The organism is Thiomicrospira cyclica ALM1 (assembly GCF_000214825.1).
Lineage (GTDB): Bacteria > Pseudomonadota > Gammaproteobacteria > Thiomicrospirales > Thiomicrospiraceae > Thiomicrospira > Thiomicrospira cyclica.
Genome location: NC_015581.1, coordinates 377,457 through 402,261 on the forward strand (window position 1 = coordinate 377,457; position 24,805 = coordinate 402,261).

A 24,805-nucleotide genomic window follows, 5' to 3' on the forward strand; every position below is an offset into this window, starting at 1 on the left:
GAGTTTTAAGGTGTTTTAACAACAAGGGATATTCGCTATGAACCTATGGCACCAAGGGGTTGAACACGCACTGACCTTTGTCACTCTGGGTGGCCCCGTTGTTGCGATATTGATTGCATTGTCGATTGTAACCATGACGGTTATTTTTTTGACAATGTTTCGATTTAGGCAATGGGGTGTTGGTCAACAACAAATGATTGCTGACATCATCATGCTGATAGATCGTGGCGCTGATCAGCAAGCGGCTGAAAAGTTATCCGCGACCCAGCATTATATGAAGCCGTTGATAACCAATGTACTAAAAGCTAAACAACAACATGCGGTTGAATCTTGGCGGGGTCGATTAACGGGTGAGGCCGAAATGCTATTGGCCAGGCTACAATCCGGCTTTCGTTTTCTGGATACGGTAGTTCAACTGGCGCCATTAGTGGGTTTATTTGGTACCGTGCTTGGTATGATAGTGGCCTTTCAAGCCCTGCAGTCAGGGGGTTCAAATGTTGATGCCGCTGAATTAGCTGGTGGGATATGGGTGGCGCTATTAACAACGGCGATGGGTCTTGCGGTAGCGATGCCTACTTCGATGGTGTTAACCTGGTTTGAGTCGCGCGTTGCAAGAGAGTCCCAACTGGCCATGCAGTTGATTGATATCGGTTTATGTTCGCCCTTGGAAACGCAGGCCCATGATGACAAATCGGCTTAGTTTTCGTAGAAGGCGGATGTCGCTGACATCATTAATTGATGTCATTTTTCTATTACTGTTATTTTTTATGTTAACCACTAGCTTTAACCGTGAGGCGGCGATTGCATTTAATATGGCAGGCATCGCTGACACGCACTCCCTTGAAACCGTATCATTGCAAACAACGCTGTTGGTGCAGGTGTCTGGCGATATTCTGAGGCTTGAACAAGACATTATAACGATAGAAGCGCTATTAGCTATGTTGCAGCAAACGGAGCAAGGTATCGTTTTATTATCGTTTGATGATAGTGTAAACGCCCAAACTCTGGTTGAGTTAATGGCGAGAATTGGCCAGGTTAAAGGTTGGCAGCCACGTTTAGTTGAGGCCTTTTAAATGAACCTTCGTCGACTAAATACCTTGCAGAGAAAACCGCTTGAATCGACAGTGGCATTGATTAATATCATTTTTTTGTTGCTCATCTTTTTTATTGTAAGCGGCACTATTGCGTCTCCGAGGGCCGTTGCAATTAACCCCATTACCCTGGCAGAACTTGAATCAGAGTCGCCTATTCCGTCTTTAATTTTAACCCAGGATGGGCGAATTTATTATCATCAAAACGAAGTGGCTTTAGACGAATTACCTGACCTCGTTGCTGAGCAAGCGTATGTGCGCTTACTACCTGATCGCGATGTTTTAGCACCAGACCTGATGCGTTTTGCGACACTGTTACGTGACTATGGCGTTCAGAAGTTGGTGATTGTTGTTGAGACTTCTTAAATGACCAAGCGCCGATGGAGATGGCTGGTTACGGCGGTTTTTTTGTCAGTAGCGATTCATGTTGGGGTTTTTCTGTTATGGGATGTTTTACGTTCTAAGTATCCGCCATCCTCGCCGGTTGAAACGAGCGTAACCATCATTGATCTGGCGATTATTGAACCAGAGCCAGAGCCAGAGCCAGAGCCAGAGCCAGAGCCAGAGCCAGAGCCAGAGCCAGAGCCAGAGCCAGAGCCAGAGCCAGAGCCAGAGCCAGAGCCAGAACCCGTGCCAGAACCCGTGCCAGAACCCGTGCCAGAACCAGAACCTTCAGAAGAGCAACGGCTGGATCAATTTTCACCTGAGGTACTCAGCTATACGCGCCAGGTTTTATTAAGAATACAGCGAACCCCGCAGGTGCCATATCATCTTAGAGGGCGTGCCCAATTACGGTTTGTCTTGTCACCCACGGGTCAAATTCTCGACTTGAGAGTCATTCGTAGCTCAGGGGATGCGCGACTCGATCAGTTAGCCATGGATCATATTCGTCGCGCGGCACCTTTTCCGGCGTCGCCGAACCAAGAAGACAGCGAATTTAATTTTGAGTATGTAACCAGTTCAAGACGCTAAATACTGGGCAATTAACGATTGCGCGTTTCCAGTAGGTAGGGGATTTGGGTAACCAGACCGGCATGGTCATGAACGAGCACGGTGACTTGCCACTGCATCACCTCGTTGGTGCAAAATGCGAGCATCGTTTGCCCTGTGTAAAGGTCAGCAGTATCCGCACTTAAGTTAACCCGGTTATAGCCCATATACATATTAATGCCGGCGATATCCAGCTCGATTTTGCTCACATCCTCAAAACCTGCTAGTTCGACTTGAACGTTAATAGGTCGTGCAATCGGTACCGGTTGCGGGCTTAGGCTTAGGTTAACTTGTTGACTATTCTGTTGGTGGCGGCAGGCCTGCTGATGCAGGTCACAGTCGGTTAATAACGGCCAGCTGGGGCCTTGATTGGAATCACTGCACGCCGTCAGCAAGCCTAAACCGAACGCAAGGCCTAGCATTACAGCGAGTGGTTGAAGTCGTGTTAGGTGAACGGATAAAGCAGGCATGGTTAAGTATCCTTGGTTAAGTATTCTTTAGCGTTTGGTAATGAGGGGTTGGCATTGTGGGCAGAACACACTGGCGCGTTGTTGAATAATCATTTTTTCTAGCCGCGTGCCACAAACTTGGCAGGCCAGACCAGTGCGACCATAAACATAGAGATGCTGTTTAAAATACCCGGCTTGTCCATCGGCATTGTAAAAGTCGCGCAGGGTGGTGCCGCCTTGTTCAATGGCCTTCGCCAATACCTGTTTAATAATCATCACCCAGCGTTCGGCTTGCGTCGAGTTTAAATCTTTGGCGGCCATATTCGGGTGCAGGCCTGCTAAAAATAACGATTCATTGGCATAAATATTACCCACGCCAACCACCACCTTATTATCCATAATCAGTGTTTTTAGCGGTATTTTGCGGTTTTTGGCCTGTTGCAATAGCCAGTTCGCATCAAAAGCATCGTCTAAGGGTTCGGGGCCGAGGTGGTTAAGCAGTGGGTGGTTTTCCGCCGTGTCTTCGGTCCATAACCAAGCGCCAAACCGCCGAGGGTCGTGGTAGCGCAGGGTTTGTCCCTGGGTGGTGATTAAATCAATATGGTCATGCTTTTTGCGCGGCGTATCGACCGGCAAAATCCGCAGCGAGCCCGACATGCCCAGATGAATAATTAGCGTGCCGGTCGGAAAATCCAACAGCAGGTATTTGGCACGGCGACGTAAATGCAACAATGGTTGCAGGGCTAATTTTTCGGTCAATTCAGTGGGTACTGGCCAACGCAAGCGCCCTTGGTGAACCTGAAGGGCGGCAACGGTTTGACCGGTCAAGCTGGGTGCAATACCCCGTAGGGTGGTTTCAACCTCGGGTAATTCAGGCACGACGAACCAACTGGCTTAATGCCGATTTGGCATCGGCGTATTTGAATTGAAAGCCCAGTTCGGTCAGCCGCGAGGGCACAACACAACTGCTATGCGTTAGCACTTGCGCACCTTCCCCAAACAACATCTTAAGCGCAAATTCGGGCATAGGTAGCCAAAATGGGCGACCTAACGCATGCGCCAAGGCGCGGCCAAATTCGGCTTGAGTCAGTGGCTGTGGTGCGCACATATTGATCGGCCCTTGCAGTTCGGGGTGGTTAATCGCCCAGCTAATGGCCGCCACCAGGTCGTCGATATGAATCCAACTAAAACACTGCTGACCACCGGCGACCGGTCCGCCACCGCCTAAACGGAACGCGGGTAGCATTTTCGCTAAAGCACCGCCATCAAGCCCTAGCACGACACCAAAACGCATAATCAGCGGCGTGGGACTCAGTTGCGCATTGGCCATTTCCCAGGCCTGGCCAAGATGACCTAAAAACCCGGGGTCTATATCCGTGCATTGTTCGTCGAGCGGTTGGCCGCAGGGGCGTTGTGGATAAATGCCAATCGCTGATGCCGCTAAAATACGTTGTGGGGGTTGGTTGGCTTTTTCTAAGGCTTTTTTGAGTAGGCCGCTGGTTGTGATACGGCTGTCATAGAGTTCTTTTTTATAGGCTTCATTCCAGCGCTCGCCAATATTCGCGCCCGCCAGTTGTATCACCACGTCTTGTTCATCAATCAGCTGGGTTAGGTGATCGAGGTCTTTGAACGCCGAGCGCCCTTGCGCAGTTACCTGGTGCCCTTGCTGGGATAAATGTTTTGCTAGGTGTTTCCCTACAAATCCGGTGCCGCCGAGAATAACAATCTTCATGATCTGTTCCTTTTTTGCGCTTTTATGCGATAGGCCAACACAGTAGAATTCTGTTTCATTTATTATAGTTTAAATTGTGAAGGGAATCAGGAGGCAGTGTGAAACTCGAACAGGCAATTGTGATTACGGGCGCAGGTCAACGGATTGGGCTGGCTCTGGCGCAGCATCTGTTAGCACAAGGCGATTACCCTCTGGTCTTTACCTATCGTACCCGTAAACCCGGCGTAGAGGCTTTGCTGGATGCGGGTGCGGTCGGTTTTCAGGTCGATTTTAACCAAGCCGATGCGGTAGCGAGCTTAATGTCGCGTTTAACGGAGCAGGTGGGCAGTATGCGTGCGCTGATTCATAATGCGTCGCTCTGGTGGCCGGATTCCGAGCCGAATGCGCTGCAAAAACAGTTTGATGTGCACGTGCGGGCGCCCTATGAGTTGAACCAGGCCTGCTTGCCGTTGTTACAAGCCTGTGACGGGCCGAACAAAGACATTATCAGTATTTCAGATGCGCGCGTTGTGCAAGGGCATCCGGCGAAAATTGCCTATATGGCCACCAAAGCAGCACTAGAAAACATGACCCTGTCGTTTGCGCAGGCCTTTGCGCCAGCGGTCAAAGTCAATGCGATTGCCCCAGCATTGTTAACCTTTCATCCGCAAGATAGTGCCGAGTATCGTCAAGCCCGTTTTGATCGCTTATTGTTGCCTATGGAGCCGGGCGCCGAGGTATTGTGCCAAGCAGTGGATTATTTGTTGGACAGCCCCTACACCACCGGCACGATTATGTCCTTAGATGGCGGTAGCCGCTTGGTTGGCCAGCGCCTAGATAGTAATAAGTAGCCGCAACAACTATTGCGGTTGCGGCCACACACGACTTTCACCGCGACCCCGTTGATCCGATGCGGCTTCTAAGGTGCCATCGGCTTGACGCTTAATCACCTGCATATCGCCAAAAAAGCGTCGTGCCTCGACTTGATAGCCCATGTCACGCAATTGTTGCTGGGTATCTTCATCAAGACTCGGGTGAAAGCCAATTTGTTGAGAAGGCCAAAGTTGATGGTGCACTCGGGTGGCATCAATCGCCTGTTGCGAGGGCATATCAAACCAGTACCAATTTAACAGTGTTTGAAACACGCTGGTGATAATCGTCGAGCCGCCAGGCGTGCCAAGTACGGCATCAATTTTTTGATCCGCGATCACCAGTGTTGGACTCATCGAAGACAGCATCCGCTTGTTGGGCGCAATGGCATTGGCATCATTACCGATCACACCGTACAAATTCGGCACGCCCGGTTTAGCAGAAAAATCATCCATTTCATTATTCATCAAAAACCCCGCACCTGGCACCACCCAACCATTACCAAACGGCATATTCAGGGTAAAGGTGCTGGCAACGGCATTGCCCCAGCGATCGACGATAGAAAAATGGCTGGTTTGTTCGGATTCCTGCCAAGGCCCCAGGCCTGGTGCAACCGCTTCGGTATCGCTCGGTTGGTTGAGATTAATTTCGTCAGCACGCTGTTGGCTATAAGCCGGATCAAGCAATTTTTCGATCGGCACCGTCACAAAATCACTGTCGCCCAAGTATTCGGCGCGGTCGGCATAGGCGCGTTTTTTCAGCTCGGCCAAAATGTGAATGTACTGCGCGGAGTTGTGAGATTCGGTCTGCAGTGGGTTTTGATGCTGTTCGGCCATCTGCAGCAGTTGAATTAGCGCAACACCACCGGAGCTGGGGGGCGGTGCCGAGACGACGCGTTTGCCTTGCCAGTCAACACTCAAAGGTTCTCGCCAAATCGCGTGATAATTTGCTAGGTCCTGATGGGTAATCAAGCCGCCAATCTGCTGTTGATGCGCGACAATTAAATCGGCGGTTTCACCGTGGTAAAACTCACGCACGCCATCGCGAGCCAAACGCTTAAGAGTTGCCGCCAGTTCGGGTTGAACTAAGCGTTCGCCAACCACCAAATTGCCAAAATAGGTATTAAAATTATTGGTATAACCCTTGTCACTGGACCAACCGCTGTACCAGCTGGCGACCTCGACCAGATCTGGCGAAATCACAAAGCCTTGTTCGGCTAATGCAATCGCCGGCGCTAACACTTCTTGCCAACGCAAATGACCAAAACGTTGATGCGCCTGCCACAAGCCCATCACTTGCCCTGGAACGCCGCTGGACTTTGGCCCTAACAGCGAAGCAAAGGGGATGACATTACCCTCGTCATTTAAAAACACATCGCGGTGTGCGGCGGCTGGCGCGCTTTCCCGGTAATCTAAAAACCAGTCGTGATGGTGCACGCGCATCAGCATAAAGCCACCACCACCGAGGTTGCCTGCTTCCGGATAGGTTACCGCTAAGCTAAAAGACGCGGCCACCGCGGCATCGACCGCGTTGCCACCTCGGTCGAGTATCTGTTGTGCCACCTTGGCCGAGTAGCTGTCGGGCATCGCGACCGCGTGCTGATAGGCGTGCGCGGATGACATGGCTAATAAAAAAAGGATGCCGATATGAAAGAGCGAGGCTTTATAAAAGCGCATAATTAAAACCTTTTGACCAGATGTGTGACAGAAGCCGGCTTGCAATACTGATTTAAGCGGCGAGCTCCGTTATAATAGCTAAAATTTTTTTTACATAGCAACTTTAAATAGTGGAATGCTAATATGAGCCGACTACCTGAACACCTAAAATACTGCGTTACCCATGAATGGGTTTATATTGATGAAACGGGCTTAGCCGTGGTCGGGATTACTGACTTTGCGCAAGAGTCGTTGGGCGATTTGGTGAACGCTGATTTACCAGAAGTGGGTGAGAGTGTCAGCGCCGGTGATGATATTATGGTGCTTGAATCGGTTAAAACGGCTTCAGACATTCATGCGCCGATTAGTGGTGAAATTGTTGCGGTTAATGAAGCATTAGAGGATGAGCCGGAGTTGGTGAATGATGAACCCTATGATGCCGGCTGGTTATTTAAGATCAAGCCTGATGATGCGAGCGAATTAGAGGATTTATATACCGCAGACGACTATCAGGCAGAAATTGATGGCTGATTTAAAGGCCCTGCGCCTAAAGAAAAACGAAGAGCGTCGCATCAAACAAGGCCATATGTGGGTATTTAGTAATGAAGTGGATACCCAACTTACGCCCCTAAAAGCCTTTGCCCCCGGTGAGCAGGTAATTGTGGAAGCCAGTAATGGCAAAGCGCTGGGACTTGCGTATGTCAATCCCAATAGCTTGATTTGTGCGCGGGTGTTTAGTCGTGATACCAAGCATCAGCTAGGCATGACCTTTTTCAAAAAGCGCTTTCAGCAAGCGCAAGCTTTACGCGAACTCAATTATGACCAACCTTATTATCGTTTGGTATTTGGCGAAAGTGATGGTGTACCAGGCCTGGTGATTGATCGTTTTAACGATGTGTTTGTCGTCCAAATTACCACCGCCGGTATGGAAGCTTGTAAAGACGATATCTTACAAGTGTTGATTAATCTCTATCATCCACAAGCCGTGGTGTGGCGTAATGATACCGCCAGCCGTGAGTTGGAAGGATTAGAGCGCTATCAAGCCCTAGCCTATGGCGAGCTGCCCGAGCAGGTCACGTTGATTGAAAACGGCGTGAATTTTGTGGTGCCCGGTTTAGGTGGTCAAAAAACCGGCTGGTTTTATGATCATCGTTCGGGGCGTGCGCGTTGTGCCGAATTGGTGGCGGGTAAGCGCGTGCTGGATGTGTTCAGTTATTTGGGCGGATGGGGCGTGTTAGCGGCGGTAGCCGGTGCGAGCGAAGTGGCTTGTGTCGATGCCTCCGAAGCGGCCTTAGACGGTGTGCATCTGAATGCCGAACGCAATGGTGTGGCCGATAAAGTGACCAGTTACCAAGGTAATGCGTTTGAAGTACTGACGGCACTGGCCACCGAGGGCGAAAAGTTTGATGTGGTCATCGTTGACCCGCCGGCTTTTGTTAAGCGTAAAAAAGATTTTAAAGCGGGCTCAGAGGGCTACCGGCGGGTTAATGAATTGGCGATGCGGTTATTAGTGCCCAATGGCGTATTGGTATCGGCGTCCTGCTCGCATCATATGCCGCGTGCGACCTTGATTAGCCAGGTGCAAGCCGCGGCCAGTCACCTGGATCGCACCGTCACCTTATTTGATCAAGCCGGACAAGCGCCCGATCATCCGATTCACCCAGCGATTCCGGAAACCGAGTATTTAAAAACTCTGTTTTTCCGCGTTGCGCCCAAGTGGTAAAACTCCAAGCTATTTAATCCAAATCGATTTGATATTGGTAAATTCGCGAATGCCGTGATAAGACAGTTCGCGACCATAGCCGGAGTTTTTGACGCCGCCAAAGGGTAGGCGAGGATCAGACTTGGTCATGCCATTCACAAAGCACGCCCCTGACTCCATTCGTAGCGCCATGGTTTCAGCGGTCGCACCATCGCTAGACCAAACCGACCCCCCCAAACCAAACTGAGTCGCATTAGCCAGACCGACCGCGTGCGCCGGTTCGCTGGCTTTAAAAATTAACGCAACGGGACCAAAAAATTCTTCATGATAAGCCGGCATGGCACTGGAAATATCGGCCAAAATCGTTGGCGCATAATAGCAACCAGGGCGATCCAGTTGATAGCCGCCGGTCACTAAACGTGCGCCATAATCGACACAGGTTTGCACCTGTTGATGCAACTCATCCAATAAGTCTTGGCGCGCCATTGGGCATAGAGTCGTTGCTGGATCCAGTGGATCGCCTTCAACAAACCGGGATTCGACCGCGGTTTTAAGCCGGGTAATAAAGTCTTCGTAAATGAAGGTATCAACAATAAACCGTTTCGCGGCAATACAGCTTTGGCCCATGTTCAGATAACGGCTGGTAACCGCGGCTTCTACTGCCGCCGGAATATCGGCATCACTCATCACAATAAAGGCATCGGAACCGCCGAGTTCTAGCACGGTTTTTTTCAATTCTTCACCAGCAATCGCCGCTACTTTCCGCCCAGCCGGCTCGCTACCGGTTAAGGTGACCGCGCGCACATAGCGACTGCGAATTACGCTTTCAACCTTATCCGAACCAATCATTAAATTGGTGAAAACGCTGGCGGGCAGGCCTGCTTCAATAAAGATACGTTCAATGGCTTGGGCGCATTGCGGCACATTGGACGCGTGCTTGAGCAAGCCGATGTTGCCGGCAATTAAAGCCGGCGCGGCAAAACGAAACACCTGCCAGAATGGAAAATTCCACGGCATCACTGCCAAAACAAGGCCCAGCGGCTGGTAACAGATATAGCTTTTGCTGGCATCGGTTGCAATCGGCTCGTCGGCCAAAAATTTTGGTCCGTGTTCGGCATAAAAATCACACACCCAGGCCGATTTTTCAATTTCTGCTTTGGCTTCATTAATGGATTTGCCCATTTCCAGGGTAATGAGTTTGGCCAGTTCATCTTGTTGTGCGCGCAAAATTTTGCCGGCATTTTTGATCAGTTCGCAACGGGTGGCCAGTGATGTGCGTTGCGACCATTCCAAAAATTCGGCGTTAGCACGACGAATCGCTAAGTCCAAGCGCTCTTGGTCCCAAGCTTCAAATTCGGCCAGTTTTTCACCGGTTGCTGGGTTAATGGATTGCAATGCCATAGGCGCCTCCTTAGCGATTAAATAATAAGCGTTGGCCCGGCACAAACTCGGCAAACTGCCCTTGGTCATACATGACACGACCATTCACCAGGGTTTTGACCACGCTGGATTTAAAGGTGTGACCTTCCCAGGGCGACCACTGACATTTGTATAAATTGTTTGCTTTGGTGTCGGTATGTGGCTTGTTGAGATCAACCAGCACCAAATCCGCCCAATAGCCTTCACGAATAAAGCCGCGATCTTGAATCTCAAACAGGCGCGCAACATTGTGTGAGGTGCGGTCCACAATCTGTTCCAGTGTAAACACGCCTTGATGATACAGGTCGAGCAGCGCGCTCAAGGACTGTTGCACTTGCGGCAGGCCTGCGGGTGCTTTGAAATAGCTGTTTTGTTTTTCGTCCCAAGTATGCGGCGCGTGGTCGGTGGCAATCACTTCAATGCGGCCATCAATCACCGCTTGGCGAATCGCATCACGATCGGCTTGGGTTTTTACCGCCGGGTTACATTTCACCAACGAGCCTTTGGTGTCGTAATCGCCATCGGTAAACCATAAATGGTGCACACAGGCTTCCGCGGTAATTTTTTTATCCGCTAGCGGACCGGGCGTGAATAGGTCGAGTTCTTCTTTGGTGGTGATATGCAAAATATGCAGGCGCGCACCAGTTTCTTGTGCCAGTTTGACGGCCATAGCGGACGATTTATAGCAGGCTTCGCGGTTACGAATAATCGGATGCGCGCTCATCGGTACATCGTCACCATATTTTTCGCGGAACGCCTCTTCGTTGGCTTTAATCATCGGCGTGTCTTCGCAGTGGGTGGTGATAATAATCGGGCTGTTACTAAAAATCGCGCGCAGGGCAGTTTCTTGATCCACCAACATATTACCGGTGGACGAGCCCATAAAAACTTTTACGCCACAGACGTTTTTGGGGTTTACCTTGGCGACTTCGTCGGCATTGTCATTGGTGCCGCCCAGATAAAACGAATAGTTGGCCCAGGATTTTTGCGCGCCAATCGCATACTTGGCTTCCAGTGCTTCAACGGATACTGACGGCGGGTTTACATTGGGCATTTCCATATAACTGGTGGTGCCGCCAGCAATCGCGGCGCGTGATTCGGTGCCGATATCGCCTTTGTGGGTAATACCCGGTTCCCGAAAGTGCACTTGATCATCAATCATGCCGGGTAACAGATGCAAGCCTTCGGCATTGATTTCAAGTTCGGCTTTAATATGAAGCTGCGGCGCTATTTGGGCAATGCGACCATTTTCGATCAGTACATCAGCAACTTGCTGGGTGTTTTCGTTAACTATCCTGGCGTTTTTTATTAGAGTGCGTGACATGGGAACCTCGTCAGTTATCAGCTATTAAGCAATGGATGACTAGTTTAACAAGAACTCGTCATCCGTGCCTATGGTTTGAATAGAGGTCGTCGTAAACCTACCTTTGAACGACACAAGTAAAATTGTTACGATCCTAAAACAAGCCGAAAGTATGGAGTCAATAGCGCTACCAACTATCATTGAACATTTCCATGCCTTATTAAAAAATAGACACCATAGCATCTAATTTTAGTTTTATTAGGCTATAATGGATATAACTGTGTCCATTTAGTTGTTGCCGGATGAATTTTATTTTACTTGATGATACCGATGTAAGCCAAGCCTATGCGACTTATTTGCGTGAGTTACGTCAACGCGCAAAGCTTTCACGCGCGGCACTGGCAGAGAGAAGCTGCGTACCTGCGGCCACCATTAAGAAATTTGAGCTGACTGGGCAAATTTCATTTCGTCAATTGCTGTTGCTTTGGCAGACCCTCGACTCATTGGATAGGCTTTATCAGCTCACACAATCTAACAACGCGCGCATCACTACACCCTCTAGCATTGATGAGGTGCTAAAAGATGAGTTTTAAACCCATTCAAAAACTCAGGGTAACTCGTAGGTTAAGCTCAGGTGAGCAGGTCACTGTAGGGGTCTTGGCGCAGAATCGGCAAGGCGTTTTTTTTCAGTATGCAGACAGCTATTTGCAGCAATTTGGCAATTTGTCCCCTTTTACCTTGCAAGCGCATACGCAAGTACAAGCCGCACCTAAAGAGCCGCATCAAGGCCTGCATGGCGTATTTGCGGATTGTCTGCCCGACGGCTGGGGCATGCTGTTACAAGATCGTATTTTCCGGCAAAAAGGCATCCTGCCGAATCAATTAACGGCGATGGACCGGCTGGCTTTTGTCGGTGATAAAGGCATGGGAGCATTGTCTTTTGCTCCGGTGTCTGAGTTTTCAGCCACGACACTTGTGGATATTGATTTAGCAACTTTGGGCTTAGAAGCGCAAACGTTGTTCGATGCTTCAATGTCAGATTATATAGACGACAACCACGATGAGTTAGATGGGCATACTCAACAGGTGTTGGTCGCATTAGTCGCCGGCGGTAGTTCGGGTGGGGCAAGGCCCAAGGCGCAGATTTATATGCCTGCTGGGGAAGTCCAGCATTGTCGAACCTATGCACAGCCAGGTGATGAGGCCTGGCTAATTAAGTTTACCTCGAAAAATCTCGCGCTCGGGCATGAAGAAGGTTTGTGTGAGGCGGTTTATTTGCAAATGGCCGAGCAGGCTAAGTGTCAACCACCGCACTGGCAACTCATTGAAGCGCCGCATACAAGCGGTGCGGCTGCGTGGCTGGCGCTTAAGCGTTTTGATTATGTCGTTGAGAACACTGATTCAGGCAGTAAACCCAGTTCGGGTCGCTTGCATATGCACAGCGCCTGCGGGCTGCTGGGTGCCGACTTTCGAACGCCAAGTTTAGATTACATTGACTTAATCAAAGCCAGCCGTCAGCTGTGTAAATCCCCAGCTGCTGGACAACTGCAATTTCGCCGCGCCATTTTTAACCTGCTGTCGTCTAACCAAGACGACCACAGTAAAAACTGGGCGTTTTTGCAAGCGGACGATGGTCAATGGAATCCGGCACCCTTTTACGATGTAACCTACAGCCCACATCCATTTAACGAACACGCCACCGCATTTGGGGGATATGGTAAAGCGCCGCCGATTAAAGCGATGCAAAAACTGGCTATAGGTGCCGGTTTTGCGAATTGGCATGAGGCAAAGCAAGTCATTGAAGACGTGGCAGAAGCCATCAGCCAGTTTAGTTGGCTTGCACAGCAACAAGGTGTTAGTAAAACGACAATATCTGCCATTGCTAAGACATTGAATCAGCGTAGAAATATGGTCACATTCTAGATTCGGCGCGCGCCAAACAAATCGGTGCCGATTCGAACTTGGGTACTGCCTTCTAAAATAGCGGCTTCTAGGTCGCCAGACATGCCCATCGATAGCGTGTCGATCGGTTGGTTGGGCAGGGTTTGTTGCAGTTGTTCAAACAGCCTGCGCATGTGTGCAAAGGGTTGGCGCTGGGCAACAGGGTCATCGGTTGCGGCGGGAATCGCCATTAAGCCTCGAATCACCAGGCCTGGTAATTGCGCAATCTCTTGTGCAACAGCCATGAGTTCATTCGGTAAAAATCCCGATTTACTGGCTTCTTCACTGATATTAATTTGCAACAAAATATTCAATGCGGGTTTGTCACTCGGGCGTTGATCACTTAAGCGTTGGGCAATTTTTAAGCGGTCGACACTTTCTACCCAGTCAAAATGTTCGGCAATCGGTTTGGTTTTATTGGATTGAATGGGGCCAATAAAATGCCACTGCGCATCGGGATGTGCGGTTATTTTGGGTAGTGCGTCTTGCAGGTAGTTTTCACCAAACGCGGTTTGCCCTAATGCGAGAAACGCGGCAACGGCGCTTTCGGGCTGGGTTTTACTGACGGCGAGCAGGCTAACGCTTGTCGCTGGGCGACCCGCCGCTAAGCAGGCCTGCTGAATGCGCTGATTAACTTGGGCAAGGTTGTGGGCATAATCTTGTGGCGACATGGTATTTCCTTTTCATTCACTGGGTTAATTCTAGCCGATTAATTATTTTGTTTGGCGCAATCGGCGCTGAGTTGTTAAGCTTAAATTATGCAATAAATAAGTTTAAACAAGATGGTAAGGAGTGTGTGTGAAGCAAGTTAAATCCAGTGAAAGTAATTATCCTTATGATGATAAATTGGGCCGTGACGACTATGAGGCCATGAAGCGTGATTTGCAAATCGAGTTACTCAAAATGCAAAAGTGGGTTAAGGAAACCGACCAGCGAATTGTGATGTTGTTTGAAGGGCGCGATGCGGCGGGTAAGGGTGGCACCATTAAGCGGGTGATGGAGCATTTGAATCCGCGTGGCGCACGAGTGGTGGCCTTGGACAAACCCAATGAGCGTGAAAAAGGTCAGTGGTATTTTCAGCGTTATTTAGAACATATGCCAACGCAAGGCGAAATCGTGCTGTTTGACCGGTCTTGGTATAACCGAGCCGGCGTTGAACGGGTGATGGGTTTCGCAACACCGCAACAATATACCCAGTTTATGCACCAGGTGCCGGAAGTTGAGCGGATGCTGGTTGCCGATGGTGTGATTTTGATGAAGTTTTGGTTTTCGGTTGGGCGCAAAGAGCAGTTACGCCGTTTTACCGGACGTAAAAATGATCCGTTAAAGCAGTGGAAGTTATCGCCGATGGATTTGGCTTCTTTAGATCGCTGGGACGATTACACCAAGGCCAAAGAGGATATGTTCTTTTACACCAATACCAATCAATGTCCGTGGACGGTGATTAAATCCAATGATAAAAAACGGGCGCGTTTGGCCTGTATGCGTTTTATTTTAAATAGCCTACCCTATGATGGCAAAGATGAAGCGGTGGTTGGTGCGCCAGACCCTTTGATATTATCGAGTGGTGATGATATTTTTCAAGACGATTAATGATGGTGAATGTCCATAAAGGAATAAATAATGACACTCAAAATGAAAGGTCACGCCAAAGAAGTGGTAGAGCGATTTAAAATTATGCTGGATGCCCCTCAGCTTGAAACGATTACTGATGAGCATTTTGCAGAGCTCGAGTTGCTGATTGATGCCGCGATGGAAGTGGTGCATTCCGATGCCTATCATGAGTTTTCAAAAGAGCTAGAAGGTGTTGCGAAAAAAATGCGCAAGCGCGCCAGCCGCACCGAAGATTAGTGGGGATTCGGCAGGTCATCGGGTATGATGTTGGGATAATAATAAACAGGAATACATCATGCTTCGAAAAATCTATCGAAAAGCCAACTCAGGCGTCATTTTCGCCCTAGCAGCAGGCCTGCTAACGACCCCAATAGCGCAAGCGCAATCGCCCTATGAGGATGAGTGGTCGCGTGGCTTTAAACACTATGCCTCCCAGTTGGGTGATTCGGCTTTAGCACAATCCATCTTAAACTATGCTTCTCAGCATGAGCGTTTATTACAACAGCACGGCTATATTGGTCGAGTGTTGCCGATTCCAGCGATTGAGCAGGTCGCTCCAGGGGTGTTCTTTGTCAAAGGTGCGTTGATGTGGGGCACGCTGGAAAATTTTGGTTTAAATAACAATATTACCGCGGTTGAGTTGGAGTCCGGTATTTTTGTGTATAACACCGGATCGAATCCTGCGGTTGCCTATAGCTTTCATCAAAAGTTACAACGCCACACGAGTATGCCGATCAAATGGTTGGCGATTGAAAATTACCAGTCTCATGCCAATTTGGGCGCCAGCTATTGGATGGATGTTGGGGTGCGTAATCTTTACAGCGAGCAGGCGGCGGCGGATTTCTGGCAAACGCGTGGCTTTGATCGTGCCGTGCAACGGGTCAGTGAATATGGCCCGTTGCTGATTCAGCCGGTGCGCAATGTGGCCGATCGCTACACGCGATTTGAAGATCGGTTAATTATTAATGAAGGTAGTGGTGATGAAGTGCATTTGGTCAATTTTGGCGGTGGTCATACGCCAACCATGACCGGGGCGTTTATTCCCAGTAAGAATATTTTATTTACCGGCGATTTGGGCTTTGTTGAGCGCTTACCAGGCCTGCTACATGGTTCGTCATATAGCGAATGGTTAGCGTCGTTTGAGCGCATGGTGGATTATGTGACTACGCATTCGAGTGATCTCGACAATCTACTGGTGATTCCTGGTCATGGTGGCGCGACGAATTTGACCGAGTTGACCCGCCAAACCTATGATTATTTTAAAGATTTGGAAGCGGTGGTTAAGCAAGCGATTGCCAACGGGGTCGCGCGGCAAGATTTGGCTCAGCACGTGGCTATGCCAGACTATCAGGATCGCCCGATGTATAGCCAGTTGTTTTTACGCAATGCCCTAAGTGTGTTTGATGAAATCACCACCGGGCAGGTCAGCGATCCTACTCTAGCTGATGAATAGCTAGATAAACAAGCTTTGTTGTCGGGCTGAGTCAGCGAGATAGCTGGCCGCTCCGGCAAATTCAATGCCGCTAATTAAATCCTCGGCTTTAAATCCTAATAGCTCCATGCTCATTTGGCAGGCGGTCATTTTAACGCCCAGGTCTAAACACAATTCGCGCATTTCTTCAAAGGGCAGTTGGCCGTGGCTGGCCAATTGTTGTTTAAACGCCCAGGTGGCTAGGCGGGTCATGCCGGGTAGCGCCCAAAGCAAGTCCGGGGTGTAGCCGCGCCAATCTATGGCTTTAAAACCTGCCGAGCCAATCGGTGAGCGAATCGGCATGGCGGGATTGCCAACTGGCGAAACGAGTAAACTGCGCGTGTCTTTGAGCAGGCAACGGATGCCGTAGTAGCTAAAGAAAATATGCGCTTCTTGGTCCAGTGTGCGAGCCGTGCTGGTAAGAATCAGACTCGGGTAAGCCCAATCCAGCGAGCCTTTGGTTTGAATAATTGTCAGTTGTTCACGTTGGTCTTGTTGCTCGGTCATCTGAGTATCCTTATGATGGTTGGCGGGCGTGTCGATTAAGCCAAAGTAAAGCAAGCCAATTGCCTAACAGGGCGGCGAATAACCAGAGCCAGCCATGCAAGCTCCCCGAGGCAATGCCGCTAAACAGTGCGCCAATATTGCAGCCATAAGAGAGCATCGCGCCTAGGCCCATTAAAAAGCCACCGAGGGCATAATAACCAATGGGTTGTTGTCCTGCGGGTAAACTGTTAACCGGTTTGGGTTGAAATAACGTAACGACCAGCGCACCGAGTATCACCCCAAGCGTGGTCATGCTGACGGAATCTAACCATACTGGCCGAGCCACGCGGTCTTGATAATGCCCAGCAATTTCCCAAAATGACCAATCGAATAATGTCCAGCCGGTATGCAGTTCCCACCATTCGGCCAACTTAAATGGCCAAAGTGCAAAGACCGACGCCACTGACCAGGGCTGGCCAGCCAAAATAAAAATGAGCATACTCAGTCCAGCCAGCAGCAGACCTGCTAAGACTAGTTGTCCGGCACGTTTGGGGTTGTCATAGCCTTGAGCGCCCAATTTGCGTTCCCAGCTGAGCAGTTGGGTGAGTTGTTGGGTGCGGTGGCGTTCGTAGCGGATTAGCAAGGCATAAAGTCCAGCGAGTATCAGCAGGCTGATAACCAGGCCTGCTAAGCCCGCATCGCGAGTAAAGGACCAGGGTGTTATTACTGGCCACGCATCCCAATAACCGAAGGTATAGGCTGCAAATACGCCACCAATAAACATCATTACTAAAGCTACCAAGGGTAAGGCTTGTAATTGGCCCACCCGATTCAGCGTGCCGGAGGAACAATTACTGGCCAGTTGCATACCGATACCAAACAAAAATGCCCCCAAAATGACCGACCAACCGGCGGGGCGAATCAGACCCTGAAAGGGGGTATCGCCCATCTGTCCTAGCCAAATCAGCGGGCTGAACAACAACAGCGCGGCCGCCAGCATAATCACCTGTGCTCGTGCGCCGAGTGTGTTGCCTTCTAAAATCGATTTGCGCCAACTGCTACTAAAACCAAATACAAAGTAATTTAAGGTCGCGCCTAAGCCCATGCCTATCATCAGCAGGCCGGCTGACACCCAAGCACCCTGCAAAGTTAGCCAGATTAATACGAGTGATATCAAGCTTACAAAGCCGACTAAACTGATTTGGCGTCCTAGGCTATAGTGCAAGCGCCATTTCGAAATTACGTTAGCTAACATACCGGTTGGCTCAGACGGGAAAAATCGGCGGCGAAGTCAGGATGTGTTTGCCAAGCATCTAGCCAGGTTTCAATGGGCAGTGGTAAGGGCAAAACCAGCTGATAGTGCATCCATGCTCCATGGCGATTAGCCGTGACCCAACCGTGACGTTTTAGATAGGCCAAATGGCGTGATACGAGACTTTGCCCCAATTTGGTCGCGCTAACTAATTCACAGACGCACAAGCTTGGTTGACTGGCTAAAAGCGTTAGCAAGCGCAGGCGCACCGGGTCACTGAGTACTTTGCCGTGCGCCGCCAATTGCTGTAAAGCTAGCTTAGATGTTGTCATAAAAATGCAACCCGTAGATTGGTTAAATCGGTTAATATTTGTTTAGGCATATATGGATTGCTTGCTCGCTTGAGTTGTCTTTTTATTAATTATAGCGAAGCCCAGGCAGTCAAACCAACTTATCACAAATTAAAACTTCGGAAAGGACACATATGACAATTCGTGTTGCAATTAATGGCTTTGGACGTATGGGGCGTTTAGCCTTGCGGGATTTAATCGAAATCAACGATGTTGAAGTGGTGCACATTAATGAAACCGCTTGTGACGCGGCCAGTTCGGCGCACTTGATGAATTTTGATTCCGCGCACGGGCGCTGGTGGCATGAAGCCAAGCCGAGTGCCGATGGCCAGTCGATTGAAGTGGCGGGGCAGGTGATTGGCTATTCGATGAACAAGGCGATTGAAGATACCGCTTGGGGTGAAATGGCATTGGATGTGGTGCTGGAAGCGACCGGTAAATTTAGAACCCTGGCCAGCTTGCAAGCCTATTTAGATCAGGGCGTTAAGCAGGTGGTTGTTGCGGCACCGATGAAGGAAGGCATTAAAAACATTGTGATGGGCATTAACGATGATATTTTTGTGCCCGGACAAGATCCGATTATTACCGGTGCATCCTGTACCACCAATTGCATTGCGCCAGTCATTAAGGTGCTGCATGAACAGATTGGTATTAAACACGGCACCATTACCACCATGCATAATCTCACCAATACCCAAAAGGTGGTAGACCATGGTCATGCCGATTTACGTCGCGCTCGCGCCAGTTTTCAATCGCTAATTCCCACCACCACCGGCTCGGCAACCGCAATTGGCACAATTTTTCCGGAGCTTAACGGCAAATTAAATGGCCTGGCGGTGCGGGTGCCATTTATGAACGCCTCGCTAACCGATTTGGTGATGGAGATGGATCGTGACACCAGTGTGGCGGAGGTCAATGGCCTGTTTGAGCAAGCCTCACAAAGTTATTTACAAGGGATTTTAGGTCTTGAAATGCGCCCTTTAGTATCGGCAGATTATGAGGGTGAGCGTTGCTCGTCGGTGATCGATGGCTTATCTACCCTGGTAGTCAATGGCACTCAAGTAAAGGTGTTGGCTTGGTATGACAACGAAGTCGGCTATGTCGCGCGTTGGGTGGAATTGGCGATTAAAGCCGCCAAATTGAACCAGGCCTGCTAATGAGTCCCTTGCAACAATATGGCCTAGTAACCGGTAATTACTGGGCCTTCACCATTACCGATGGCGCGCTGCGGATGTTGGTGGTGCTGTATTTTTGGCAGTTGGGTTACAGCCCGCTAGAAATCGCGTTGCTGTTTTTGTTTTATGAGTTTTTTGGCATCGTCACCAATCTCGTCGGCGGCTGGTTAGGCGCACGCTGGGGTTTGAATGTCACCATGAACATTGGCTTGGCGTTGCAGGTGGGCGCTTTGCTGATGTTGACCGTACCTGCTGAATGGCTCGGTGTGGTTTATGTGATGATTGCGCAGGCCTTGTCGGGCATTGCGAAAGACTTAAATAAAATGAGTGCCAAAAGCGCGATTAAGAATCTCGCTTCCGATCAATCCGGCCAGCTTTATCGCTGGGTGACGCTGTTAACCGGCTCTAAAAATGCTTTGAAAGGGGTGGGTTTTTTTGTGGGCGCGCTGTTGTTAGCTTGGGTCGGTTTTGCGGTCGCTATGTGGATTATGGCGAGTGTACTGACAGTGTTTTTAGTGATTTCCATGTTGCTGTTGGATGGGCGGCTGGGCAAAGCCAAAAACAAGCCAAAGTTTGATGAAATGTTTGCTAAGAATCCCCAGCTTAATTGGCTGTCAGGCGCGCGGTTTTTCTTGTTCGGTGCCCGCGATGTTTGGTTTGTAGTTGCTTTACCGGTGTTTTTGGTGTCGGTATTAGAATGGAGTCACACCTATGTGGGTGCCTATTTGGCGCTCTGGGTGATCGGCTATGGGATCGTGCAAGCCTTATCACCGAAACTGACCGGCTGGAAATCGGGTAAAAATCCCAGTGCCGGTACCGCACGATTGTTAGCGCTGAGTTTGGCTGGCGTACCGCTGGTGATGGCTTTGCTGCTAGATTGGGCGCCACAAACGGTCATCGTCGTTGGGCTATTGATATTTGGGGTGTTGTTTGCGCTCAATTCAGCGGTGCATTCCTATTTAATCGTGTCGATTGCGAGTCACGATGGCACGTCTAAAGATGTCGGTTTTTATTACATGGCCAATGCGGCTGGCCGTTTGGTTGGAACCCTGTTATCCGGTTATGTGTATCAGGTAGCGGGAATGGAAGCCTGTTTAGCGATTTCGGCGCTGTTTGTGTTAATAGCAGGCCTGGTGGTAATTAAGATGGATGTTAAAAAGCCTGATGTAAATAAGCCTGCTTGATTATGTGGGTTGGCTAATGTTGGTTGGCTATGAAGGTATCAATCGCGACTTTGGCGGCATCAAAATCAACCTTGCCGGTTAAGCGCAGGATGGTGCCGTTTTGCAATAGCTGTAAATAATCTTGTGGATTAGGACTTTGCGCTTGTGTGGGCGTTCTACCTTGTGCGTCTTGGTAAAACGGGCCGGCGGGTTTCATAATCGCCGATAGATATTTCGGTTCGGCGTGGATATTGAGCGGTACCAATTGCGTCGGTTCGCTGGAGTTCGTCTGCCAATCCAAAATAATCAGTAGATCAAGCGCGGTGCTAGTCTGATAGGGTTGCTTTGGAAAGTGTCTAGCCACCATGACGTCGTATTTTTCTTCCAGCGCACGCAATGCCGACTCGCTTAGTGCCGCATAAGGCTCTGGATCGGGCAAAATGCCGCTTAACGCGGGGTTGTTGAGTAGCGTGCCTGGGTTAACCCGGGGTTGTTTCGGAATGCCGTAACAAGTGATTGGGTTTTCACTCGAATTTTGTTGATGACAACGTTGCAACACAACGCGGTCGTTGCTAATAAAGGCATCGCCTTCGCGCAGCAGATGCAACATGAGTGTAGATTTACCCCCACCTGAAAATCCAGCAATAGCAATGCCGTAATTGCGGTAGTGCAAGGCGGCACAATGCCCGAGTAAGGCGCTGTTATCACAGCTACTTTGATTCAACCGCCAGCTCAGATACTGGCTGAGAATAAAATTAATCACTTGATTAGGATGGGCCAACAAGTCACCCAGTGCGCGTAGCTGGGTGGGATGTTGCCAAAAGATTAATCCTGTGCGCACCTTGTAGATTAAACGATCATTGGGACTGAGATCATAAATGGCTTCTTTTCGCCCTTGTTTGCCAGGCTCGCGTTGCCAATCCTGCCAGGGTAAGGCATAAAGCTGAGCCAGCTGATGGGCAGGGCGGCAATGCAGGGTTAGAATGGCTGCATAATCTTGTTGCAGGTAGGCAAGTATCGCCTGTTGGTCATCGCTGACTAATCCGCCAAAATATTCGGCGAGTAGCGCCGGTAATTCAGGGTCATAGCTGTGAATTAACAACTGCCAGTCATTAAGGCTAATCAGTTGGGTTTTAGGGGTGTTCGTTATCGTCATGCGGTCAGCTATTTTGTTGCTTGCAGTTGTTGAATAACATAGTCGGCATATCGCTCGGCGATATTGATACCTAGCGCATCGTAAGCGCCTTTAAAGCCGCCAAATGCAGAGACTTCAAAGCACATAGGTCCATCGGCTGTTTCGGCCATATCCACGGTGGTGAAATCTAATTTGAACACGGCTTGCGCGCGCTCTGCTATGGCTAGCGTTTCAGCTTGGGGTTCAGCTGGGGCATATTTGCCGCCGGTTTCTGTGCTGGTTGTCCAAGCGTGTTTTTGATTCACTCGCGCATAGGTGCCCTGGTATTGGCCGCCTAAAAACATCAAGCCTAAGTCTTGATTGGGCAAATGGATTTTTTGTTGGATATAAAAAAAACCCTGTTCTTTTTGAAAATCGAACAATTGTTCGCGTAATTTTTTAAGAGGCGTTTGTGCTGATAATAAAACCATGCCCTTCGCTTTAGTTGAAAATAACGGCTTTAGAATGACCTCTCCAAGGCTGTGTACCGCCTCTAAAGCCGCATCAAGATTTTCAGTGACCAGGGTTTGTGGCATGGGTATATCCGCTTGGCGTAATGCCACTGTACAACTGAGACGATCAACCAGACGGATAATTTTTTCGGCAGACGAGAAAACCTTAACCCCTTGTGCTTCAGCAATCCGTAGCATTTCTAAACGATCAATCATGCCAGGGTGATAACGGGTAGCGGCTTTTTTAATCACTAGGGCATCCAGCTCAGTTAGATCTTGTCCGCGATAGATTAAGCGGTTGTTTGTTAGATCGGCCGATACCTCGCCTAAATCAATAATAAGCTTAAACCCGGTATGTGCCGCCAGCGCGTCAGCAAGTAGCTCACTAGACCATTTGCCCGGAATGCCTACGACGGCAATTTTTAAATCACGGTGTCGTGGTGAGAGCTTAGTAGGGACCATAAAAAATCTCCGTATCTATCCGAAAGTCGGCAGGGTCTTTGATGCTGGCGTAGTCTAGCAATAATGTTAATAGTAAGCGCCCCCGGTCAAAGAGTGCTCGAGCATGGGTTTCATCTAATACAAAGCGTGTAGAGGTGATAAACGAGCGTGCTAAACCAAGGGCTAAGCGTGGATGTATAAAGGGGTCACCTTGCGAGTCCGCAAAATTTTGCGCAAATTGATAAAGTTGGCGCATACTTTGACCTATCAGTTGGCGATGTTCGGTGTCATAGACTTGTAATCGAAAGTGCGACACCATAAGCACCGCGATGTCTTGTAAGTAGTCATGGTATCCGGAGCGATGCAAATCAACCAGGAAGATTTGCTGGTCGTCAGGGCGAAATAACACATTGTCCAAGTTGAGATCACCGTGACAAAAGTAATGTTTTTGTGGCATTAACTCTTGTTCAAGTTTATGTGCTTGCTTGATTAATTGACGTAATTTAATGCCTTTTAGGGCGCCGAGTTGGTGCCATTCTTTTTTGAAATTGGCGTGAACATGCCAAACATCGTTTAAGCGGGCATCGAGTTGTGGCATAAAGCCGGATGCACCCTCTTTGGGTAGAGGTTTAGATTGATTTAGCCATAGGCTCTCAAGTCGTTCGCAGACGAGTGCTAAGCTGGCTAAATAGCCTTTGGGTTTTGCTTGGGTGAGCCAGTGGTCGAGTCGAATGCCATCTAAAAACTCTACGAATAATGCCGCTTGGTCGCCGTCACGGTGGTAGCCATAAAGGTCAGGCACTAGGTCTGGTGCATAATCTTGCCAGCGCGCAAATTGGTTTTTTTCTTGTTTGATTTTGATCCGCTGTCCTTGTTTGACGACCCCTAGCGGCGCACCGGGTTCGTGCTGAGCAGCGACCTTGCTGATAACGCAGCCGGACTTGGTATGTGCGAGGGTTTCCAATTGGAACTCATTTGTGTCGGTCGACAGGGTATCGGATTCTATTTGAGCTAGGGTAGCTTGCACGGCACGCAGCTGTTCTGGCTGTGAATGGATTCCTACCTGTAAGTGGGTGATACGTTCAGCAAGCTGACTCAGTTGCGCTGTTAACTGGGCTAAACAGAGGGTTAACTTATATTCGTTTATAGTGTCAGGTTGTTTGACAGAAAATAGCTCGAGTTGATGTAACTGGCTTTTAACTCGATTAACGGAGGTAACCGGCGTTCCAGGTTGTTTTAATGTTTCAATCAATGATTGTAATAGGCTGTCGGTTAAGCTTAATGTATTTTTTAGTGATTTAAGGCGCGCTTTTGATGCCTCGATTTTTACCGATTTACTTTGAGCCAGTCTTGCGAGAGTTGAAATCTGTTGACTGGCTTGCTGGCCATGGAAACCGAGTTGAGCCCACGAAATGGGCTGGGACAATGTCGCAAGTTCGGCACCTAATTGGTTGAGATAATTATTGATATAAGCCGTTCGTGTTTGGCTTTTGTTAATGCTCTCTGGGGCATTGTTTTGTAAGCCTTTCAGCAGCCACTGGACTTGTTTTTGCAACTCAAGAAATAAAAAAATGAGCGCATCCGGCGTAACAGTTTGTTGTCTCATGCCTTATCTCGGTCAGTGTGTTTTTTCTTGGTCTTTTTTGACGTCTTTGATTTGCGACTTACTTTGCTGCTTAACAATAAAGCATCGGCTTGATCATGCTCGCCTGCTATTTCATCAGGAATCCAGGCGAGGGTAATCCGAATTTCTTGATGCTGTTTGGCTTGTTTGGCCTTGATTTTGACCCGTGTTAAGCCTTTTGGCGTTAAGGTGACCTTATCGTCTTCTTGGCTGAGTTGAAGATGACCTTGTTTAAAGCCATCGCGAATGGTGTCTAGATAATCGAGTACGGCGTCTAAGCTTTGCAATGACTGGTGCTCAAACACATTAGGACTGGATTTTGTGGATTTATCGTTTTTACTCATGGGTGACTTACCTTATTACCTAGTGCTTAATTTAAAGCCTGAATATGACAGTGCGATTAAACTATGTTTTATAGTATGCCCTTTGGGTTTGCCTTATATCTGATTGTCGCTGCAAGGTCATTGGTTTA

The 24,805-nt window shown here is 49.1% G+C and carries 28 protein-coding genes; 14 read left to right on the forward strand and 14 right to left on the reverse strand.

Features of this window, described 5'->3' with window-relative positions:
- Positions 1–37 precede the first annotated feature (37 nt).
- The 4 genes from THICY_RS01485 to THICY_RS01500 are packed head-to-tail and all read left to right on the forward strand — an operon-like array spanning position 38 to position 2,063.
- A complete protein-coding gene (locus THICY_RS01485; RefSeq protein WP_013834845.1) occupies positions 38–700 on the forward strand; it encodes a MotA/TolQ/ExbB proton channel family protein in 663 nt (220 codons plus the stop codon).
- Positions 701–716: 16 nt separating this feature from the next.
- A complete protein-coding gene (locus tag THICY_RS01490; protein ID WP_013834846.1) occupies positions 717–1,073 on the forward strand; it encodes a biopolymer transporter ExbD in 357 nt (118 codons plus the stop codon).
- The gene (locus tag THICY_RS01495) at positions 1,074–1,457 is read left to right on the forward strand and encodes a biopolymer transporter ExbD (protein WP_013834847.1); all 384 of its coding nucleotides are present in this window, start codon (positions 1,074–1,076) and stop codon (positions 1,455–1,457) included.
- A complete protein-coding gene (locus tag THICY_RS01500; RefSeq protein ID WP_013834848.1) occupies positions 1,458–2,063 on the forward strand; it encodes an energy transducer TonB in 606 nt (201 codons plus the stop codon).
- Between the two features lie 11 nt (positions 2,064–2,074).
- On the opposite strand, the gene THICY_RS01505 is transcribed toward THICY_RS01500, so the two are convergent.
- From THICY_RS01505 to THICY_RS01515, 3 genes are read right to left on the reverse strand one after another with little or no spacing between them, the layout of a single operon-like run.
- Positions 2,075–2,551 (reverse strand): hypothetical protein, encoded by a 477-nt coding sequence (locus THICY_RS01505; RefSeq protein ID WP_013834849.1) that lies wholly within the window; start codon positions 2,549–2,551, stop codon positions 2,075–2,077.
- Between the two features lie 27 nt (positions 2,552–2,578).
- Positions 2,579–3,409, reverse strand: a complete 831-nt coding sequence (mutM, locus tag THICY_RS01510) for a bifunctional DNA-formamidopyrimidine glycosylase/DNA-(apurinic or apyrimidinic site) lyase (protein ID WP_013834850.1) — start codon at positions 3,407–3,409, stop codon at positions 2,579–2,581.
- Positions 3,402–4,262 (reverse strand): TIGR01777 family oxidoreductase, encoded by an 861-nt coding sequence (locus tag THICY_RS01515; RefSeq protein WP_013834851.1) that lies wholly within the window; start codon positions 4,260–4,262, stop codon positions 3,402–3,404. The genes mutM and THICY_RS01515 overlap by 8 nt, the downstream gene beginning before the upstream one ends.
- 98 nt (positions 4,263–4,360) lie before the next feature.
- Here THICY_RS01515 and folM point away from each other — a divergent pair, with 98 nt between their 5' ends.
- On the forward strand, positions 4,361–5,092 hold the full coding sequence (folM, locus tag THICY_RS01520; protein ID WP_013834852.1) for a dihydromonapterin reductase: 732 nt from the start codon (positions 4,361–4,363) through the stop codon (positions 5,090–5,092).
- 9 nt (positions 5,093–5,101) lie between these two features.
- Here the strand turns inward: folM and ggt are convergent, their stop codons facing one another.
- Positions 5,102–6,787 carry a gamma-glutamyltransferase gene (gene ggt, locus THICY_RS01525; RefSeq protein ID WP_013834853.1) on the reverse strand — a complete coding sequence of 562 codons (1,686 nt, stop codon included), beginning with the start codon at positions 6,785–6,787 and terminating at the stop codon, positions 5,102–5,104.
- Positions 6,788–6,910: 123 nt separating this feature from the next.
- Between ggt and gcvH the strand changes: the two genes are divergently transcribed.
- Together gcvH and THICY_RS01535 are read left to right on the forward strand one after the other, a co-directional pair.
- Positions 6,911–7,297 (forward strand): glycine cleavage system protein GcvH, encoded by a 387-nt coding sequence (gcvH, locus tag THICY_RS01530; RefSeq protein WP_013834854.1) that lies wholly within the window; start codon positions 6,911–6,913, stop codon positions 7,295–7,297.
- Positions 7,290–8,489 carry a class I SAM-dependent rRNA methyltransferase gene (locus THICY_RS01535; protein WP_013834855.1) on the forward strand — a complete coding sequence of 400 codons (1,200 nt, stop codon included), beginning with the start codon at positions 7,290–7,292 and terminating at the stop codon, positions 8,487–8,489. The genes gcvH and THICY_RS01535 overlap by 8 nt, the downstream gene beginning before the upstream one ends.
- 9 nt (positions 8,490–8,498) lie before the next feature.
- Here the strand turns inward: THICY_RS01535 and THICY_RS01540 are convergent, their stop codons facing one another.
- Positions 8,499–9,869 carry an NAD-dependent succinate-semialdehyde dehydrogenase gene (locus THICY_RS01540; protein ID WP_013834856.1) on the reverse strand — a complete coding sequence of 457 codons (1,371 nt, stop codon included), beginning with the start codon at positions 9,867–9,869 and terminating at the stop codon, positions 8,499–8,501.
- Positions 9,870–9,879: 10 nt separating this feature from the next.
- Positions 9,880–11,211 carry a dihydroorotase gene (locus THICY_RS01545; RefSeq protein WP_013834857.1) on the reverse strand — a complete coding sequence of 444 codons (1,332 nt, stop codon included), beginning with the start codon at positions 11,209–11,211 and terminating at the stop codon, positions 9,880–9,882.
- 281 nt (positions 11,212–11,492) lie between these two features.
- Between THICY_RS01545 and THICY_RS01550 the strand changes: the two genes are divergently transcribed.
- The gene (locus THICY_RS01550; protein WP_013834858.1) at positions 11,493–11,783 is read left to right on the forward strand and encodes a helix-turn-helix domain-containing protein; all 291 of its coding nucleotides are present in this window, start codon (positions 11,493–11,495) and stop codon (positions 11,781–11,783) included.
- Complete coding sequence (locus THICY_RS01555; RefSeq protein ID WP_013834859.1) at positions 11,773–13,113, forward strand: type II toxin-antitoxin system HipA family toxin; 1,341 nt, start codon at positions 11,773–11,775, stop codon at positions 13,111–13,113. Before THICY_RS01550 ends, THICY_RS01555 begins: the two co-directional genes overlap by 11 nt.
- Here the strand turns inward: THICY_RS01555 and THICY_RS01560 are convergent.
- Entirely contained in the window at positions 13,110–13,802 is a 693-nt protein-coding gene (locus tag THICY_RS01560) for a YggS family pyridoxal phosphate-dependent enzyme (RefSeq protein ID WP_013834860.1), read from the reverse strand. The two genes, THICY_RS01555 and THICY_RS01560, sit on opposite strands and share 4 nt — an antisense overlap.
- 127 nt (positions 13,803–13,929) lie before the next feature.
- Between THICY_RS01560 and ppk2 the strand changes: the two genes are divergently transcribed.
- Genes ppk2 through THICY_RS01575 form a run of 3 tightly spaced genes read left to right on the forward strand, consistent with a single transcriptional unit; the run spans position 13,930 to position 16,198 of the window.
- Positions 13,930–14,724 (forward strand): polyphosphate kinase 2, encoded by a 795-nt coding sequence (ppk2, locus tag THICY_RS01565; RefSeq protein ID WP_013834861.1) that lies wholly within the window; start codon positions 13,930–13,932, stop codon positions 14,722–14,724.
- Positions 14,725–14,754: 30 nt separating this feature from the next.
- Complete coding sequence (locus THICY_RS01570) at positions 14,755–14,982, forward strand: hypothetical protein (protein WP_013834862.1); 228 nt, start codon at positions 14,755–14,757, stop codon at positions 14,980–14,982.
- A gap of 58 nt (positions 14,983–15,040) precedes the next feature.
- Complete coding sequence (locus THICY_RS01575; protein ID WP_013834863.1) at positions 15,041–16,198, forward strand: MBL fold metallo-hydrolase; 1,158 nt, start codon at positions 15,041–15,043, stop codon at positions 16,196–16,198.
- On the opposite strand, the gene THICY_RS01580 is transcribed toward THICY_RS01575, so the two are convergent.
- Genes THICY_RS01580 through THICY_RS01590 form a run of 3 tightly spaced genes read right to left on the reverse strand, consistent with a single transcriptional unit; the run spans position 16,199 to position 18,286 of the window.
- The gene (locus THICY_RS01580; RefSeq protein WP_013834864.1) at positions 16,199–16,723 is read right to left on the reverse strand and encodes a DsrE/DsrF/DrsH-like family protein; all 525 of its coding nucleotides are present in this window, start codon (positions 16,721–16,723) and stop codon (positions 16,199–16,201) included. It lies immediately after the preceding gene.
- 10 nt (positions 16,724–16,733) lie between these two features.
- Positions 16,734–17,957 carry a YeeE/YedE family protein gene (locus THICY_RS01585; protein WP_013834865.1) on the reverse strand — a complete coding sequence of 408 codons (1,224 nt, stop codon included), beginning with the start codon at positions 17,955–17,957 and terminating at the stop codon, positions 16,734–16,736.
- The gene (locus THICY_RS01590; RefSeq protein WP_013834866.1) at positions 17,951–18,286 is read right to left on the reverse strand and encodes an ArsR/SmtB family transcription factor; all 336 of its coding nucleotides are present in this window, start codon (positions 18,284–18,286) and stop codon (positions 17,951–17,953) included. Before THICY_RS01590 ends, THICY_RS01585 begins: the two co-directional genes overlap by 7 nt.
- Positions 18,287–18,438: 152 nt before the next feature.
- On the opposite strand from THICY_RS01590, the gene THICY_RS01595 reads away from it, so the two are divergent.
- On the forward strand, positions 18,439–19,461 hold the full coding sequence (locus tag THICY_RS01595) for an ArsJ-associated glyceraldehyde-3-phosphate dehydrogenase (RefSeq protein WP_013834867.1): 1,023 nt from the start codon (positions 18,439–18,441) through the stop codon (positions 19,459–19,461).
- Positions 19,461–20,663 (forward strand): organoarsenical effux MFS transporter ArsJ, encoded by a 1,203-nt coding sequence (gene arsJ / locus THICY_RS01600; protein WP_013834868.1) that lies wholly within the window; start codon positions 19,461–19,463, stop codon positions 20,661–20,663. The genes THICY_RS01595 and arsJ overlap by 1 nt, the downstream gene beginning before the upstream one ends.
- A 13-nt stretch (positions 20,664–20,676) precedes the next feature.
- On the opposite strand, the gene THICY_RS01605 is transcribed toward arsJ, so the two are convergent.
- Genes THICY_RS01605 through THICY_RS01620 form a run of 4 tightly spaced genes read right to left on the reverse strand, consistent with a single transcriptional unit; the run spans position 20,677 to position 24,677 of the window.
- Entirely contained in the window at positions 20,677–21,798 is a 1,122-nt protein-coding gene (locus tag THICY_RS01605; RefSeq protein ID WP_013834869.1) for an HprK-related kinase B, read from the reverse strand.
- Positions 21,799–21,806: 8 nt separating this feature from the next.
- Positions 21,807–22,730, reverse strand: coding sequence for a GAK system ATP-grasp enzyme (locus THICY_RS01610; RefSeq protein WP_013834870.1), 924 nt, complete (start codon positions 22,728–22,730; stop codon positions 21,807–21,809).
- On the reverse strand, positions 22,717–24,315 hold the full coding sequence (locus tag THICY_RS01615) for an aminoglycoside phosphotransferase family protein (RefSeq protein ID WP_013834871.1): 1,599 nt from the start codon (positions 24,313–24,315) through the stop codon (positions 22,717–22,719). The genes THICY_RS01610 and THICY_RS01615 overlap by 14 nt, the downstream gene beginning before the upstream one ends.
- A complete protein-coding gene (locus THICY_RS01620; protein ID WP_013834872.1) occupies positions 24,312–24,677 on the reverse strand; it encodes an amphi-Trp domain-containing protein in 366 nt (121 codons plus the stop codon). Before THICY_RS01620 ends, THICY_RS01615 begins: the two co-directional genes overlap by 4 nt.
- Between the last annotated feature and the right edge of the window lie 128 nt (positions 24,678–24,805).

Bases quoted from the DNA above. Each gene is read 5' to 3' on its own strand.
- THICY_RS01485 (WP_013834845.1), top strand. From the start codon at position 38: ATGAACCTATGGCACCAAGGGGTTGAACACGCACTGACCTTTGTCACT.
- THICY_RS01490 (WP_013834846.1), top strand. From the start codon at position 717: ATGTCGCTGACATCATTAATTGATGTCATTTTTCTATTACTGTTATTT.
- THICY_RS01495 (WP_013834847.1), top strand. From the start codon at position 1,074: ATGAACCTTCGTCGACTAAATACCTTGCAGAGAAAACCGCTTGAATCG.
- THICY_RS01500 (WP_013834848.1), top strand. From the start codon at position 1,458: ATGACCAAGCGCCGATGGAGATGGCTGGTTACGGCGGTTTTTTTGTCA.
- THICY_RS01505 (WP_013834849.1), bottom strand. From the start codon at position 2,551: ATGCCTGCTTTATCCGTTCACCTAACACGACTTCAACCACTCGCTGTA.
- THICY_RS01515 (WP_013834851.1), bottom strand. From the start codon at position 4,262: ATGAAGATTGTTATTCTCGGCGGCACCGGATTTGTAGGGAAACACCTA.
- ggt (WP_013834853.1), bottom strand. From the start codon at position 6,787: ATGCGCTTTTATAAAGCCTCGCTCTTTCATATCGGCATCCTTTTTTTA.
- gcvH (WP_013834854.1), top strand. From the start codon at position 6,911: ATGAGCCGACTACCTGAACACCTAAAATACTGCGTTACCCATGAATGG.
- THICY_RS01535 (WP_013834855.1), top strand. From the start codon at position 7,290: ATGGCTGATTTAAAGGCCCTGCGCCTAAAGAAAAACGAAGAGCGTCGC.
- THICY_RS01540 (WP_013834856.1), bottom strand. From the start codon at position 9,869: ATGGCATTGCAATCCATTAACCCAGCAACCGGTGAAAAACTGGCCGAA.
- THICY_RS01545 (WP_013834857.1), bottom strand. From the start codon at position 11,211: ATGTCACGCACTCTAATAAAAAACGCCAGGATAGTTAACGAAAACACC.
- THICY_RS01550 (WP_013834858.1), top strand. From the start codon at position 11,493: ATGAATTTTATTTTACTTGATGATACCGATGTAAGCCAAGCCTATGCG.
- THICY_RS01555 (WP_013834859.1), top strand. From the start codon at position 11,773: ATGAGTTTTAAACCCATTCAAAAACTCAGGGTAACTCGTAGGTTAAGC.
- THICY_RS01560 (WP_013834860.1), bottom strand. From the start codon at position 13,802: ATGTCGCCACAAGATTATGCCCACAACCTTGCCCAAGTTAATCAGCGC.
- THICY_RS01570 (WP_013834862.1), top strand. From the start codon at position 14,755: ATGACACTCAAAATGAAAGGTCACGCCAAAGAAGTGGTAGAGCGATTT.
- THICY_RS01575 (WP_013834863.1), top strand. From the start codon at position 15,041: ATGCTTCGAAAAATCTATCGAAAAGCCAACTCAGGCGTCATTTTCGCC.
- THICY_RS01580 (WP_013834864.1), bottom strand. From the start codon at position 16,723: ATGACCGAGCAACAAGACCAACGTGAACAACTGACAATTATTCAAACC.
- THICY_RS01585 (WP_013834865.1), bottom strand. From the start codon at position 17,957: ATGTTAGCTAACGTAATTTCGAAATGGCGCTTGCACTATAGCCTAGGA.
- THICY_RS01590 (WP_013834866.1), bottom strand. From the start codon at position 18,286: ATGACAACATCTAAGCTAGCTTTACAGCAATTGGCGGCGCACGGCAAA.
- THICY_RS01595 (WP_013834867.1), top strand. From the start codon at position 18,439: ATGACAATTCGTGTTGCAATTAATGGCTTTGGACGTATGGGGCGTTTA.
- arsJ (WP_013834868.1), top strand. From the start codon at position 19,461: ATGAGTCCCTTGCAACAATATGGCCTAGTAACCGGTAATTACTGGGCC.
- THICY_RS01605 (WP_013834869.1), bottom strand. From the start codon at position 21,798: ATGACGATAACGAACACCCCTAAAACCCAACTGATTAGCCTTAATGAC.
- THICY_RS01610 (WP_013834870.1), bottom strand. From the start codon at position 22,730: ATGGTCCCTACTAAGCTCTCACCACGACACCGTGATTTAAAAATTGCC.
- THICY_RS01615 (WP_013834871.1), bottom strand. From the start codon at position 24,315: ATGAGACAACAAACTGTTACGCCGGATGCGCTCATTTTTTTATTTCTT.
- THICY_RS01620 (WP_013834872.1), bottom strand. From the start codon at position 24,677: ATGAGTAAAAACGATAAATCCACAAAATCCAGTCCTAATGTGTTTGAG.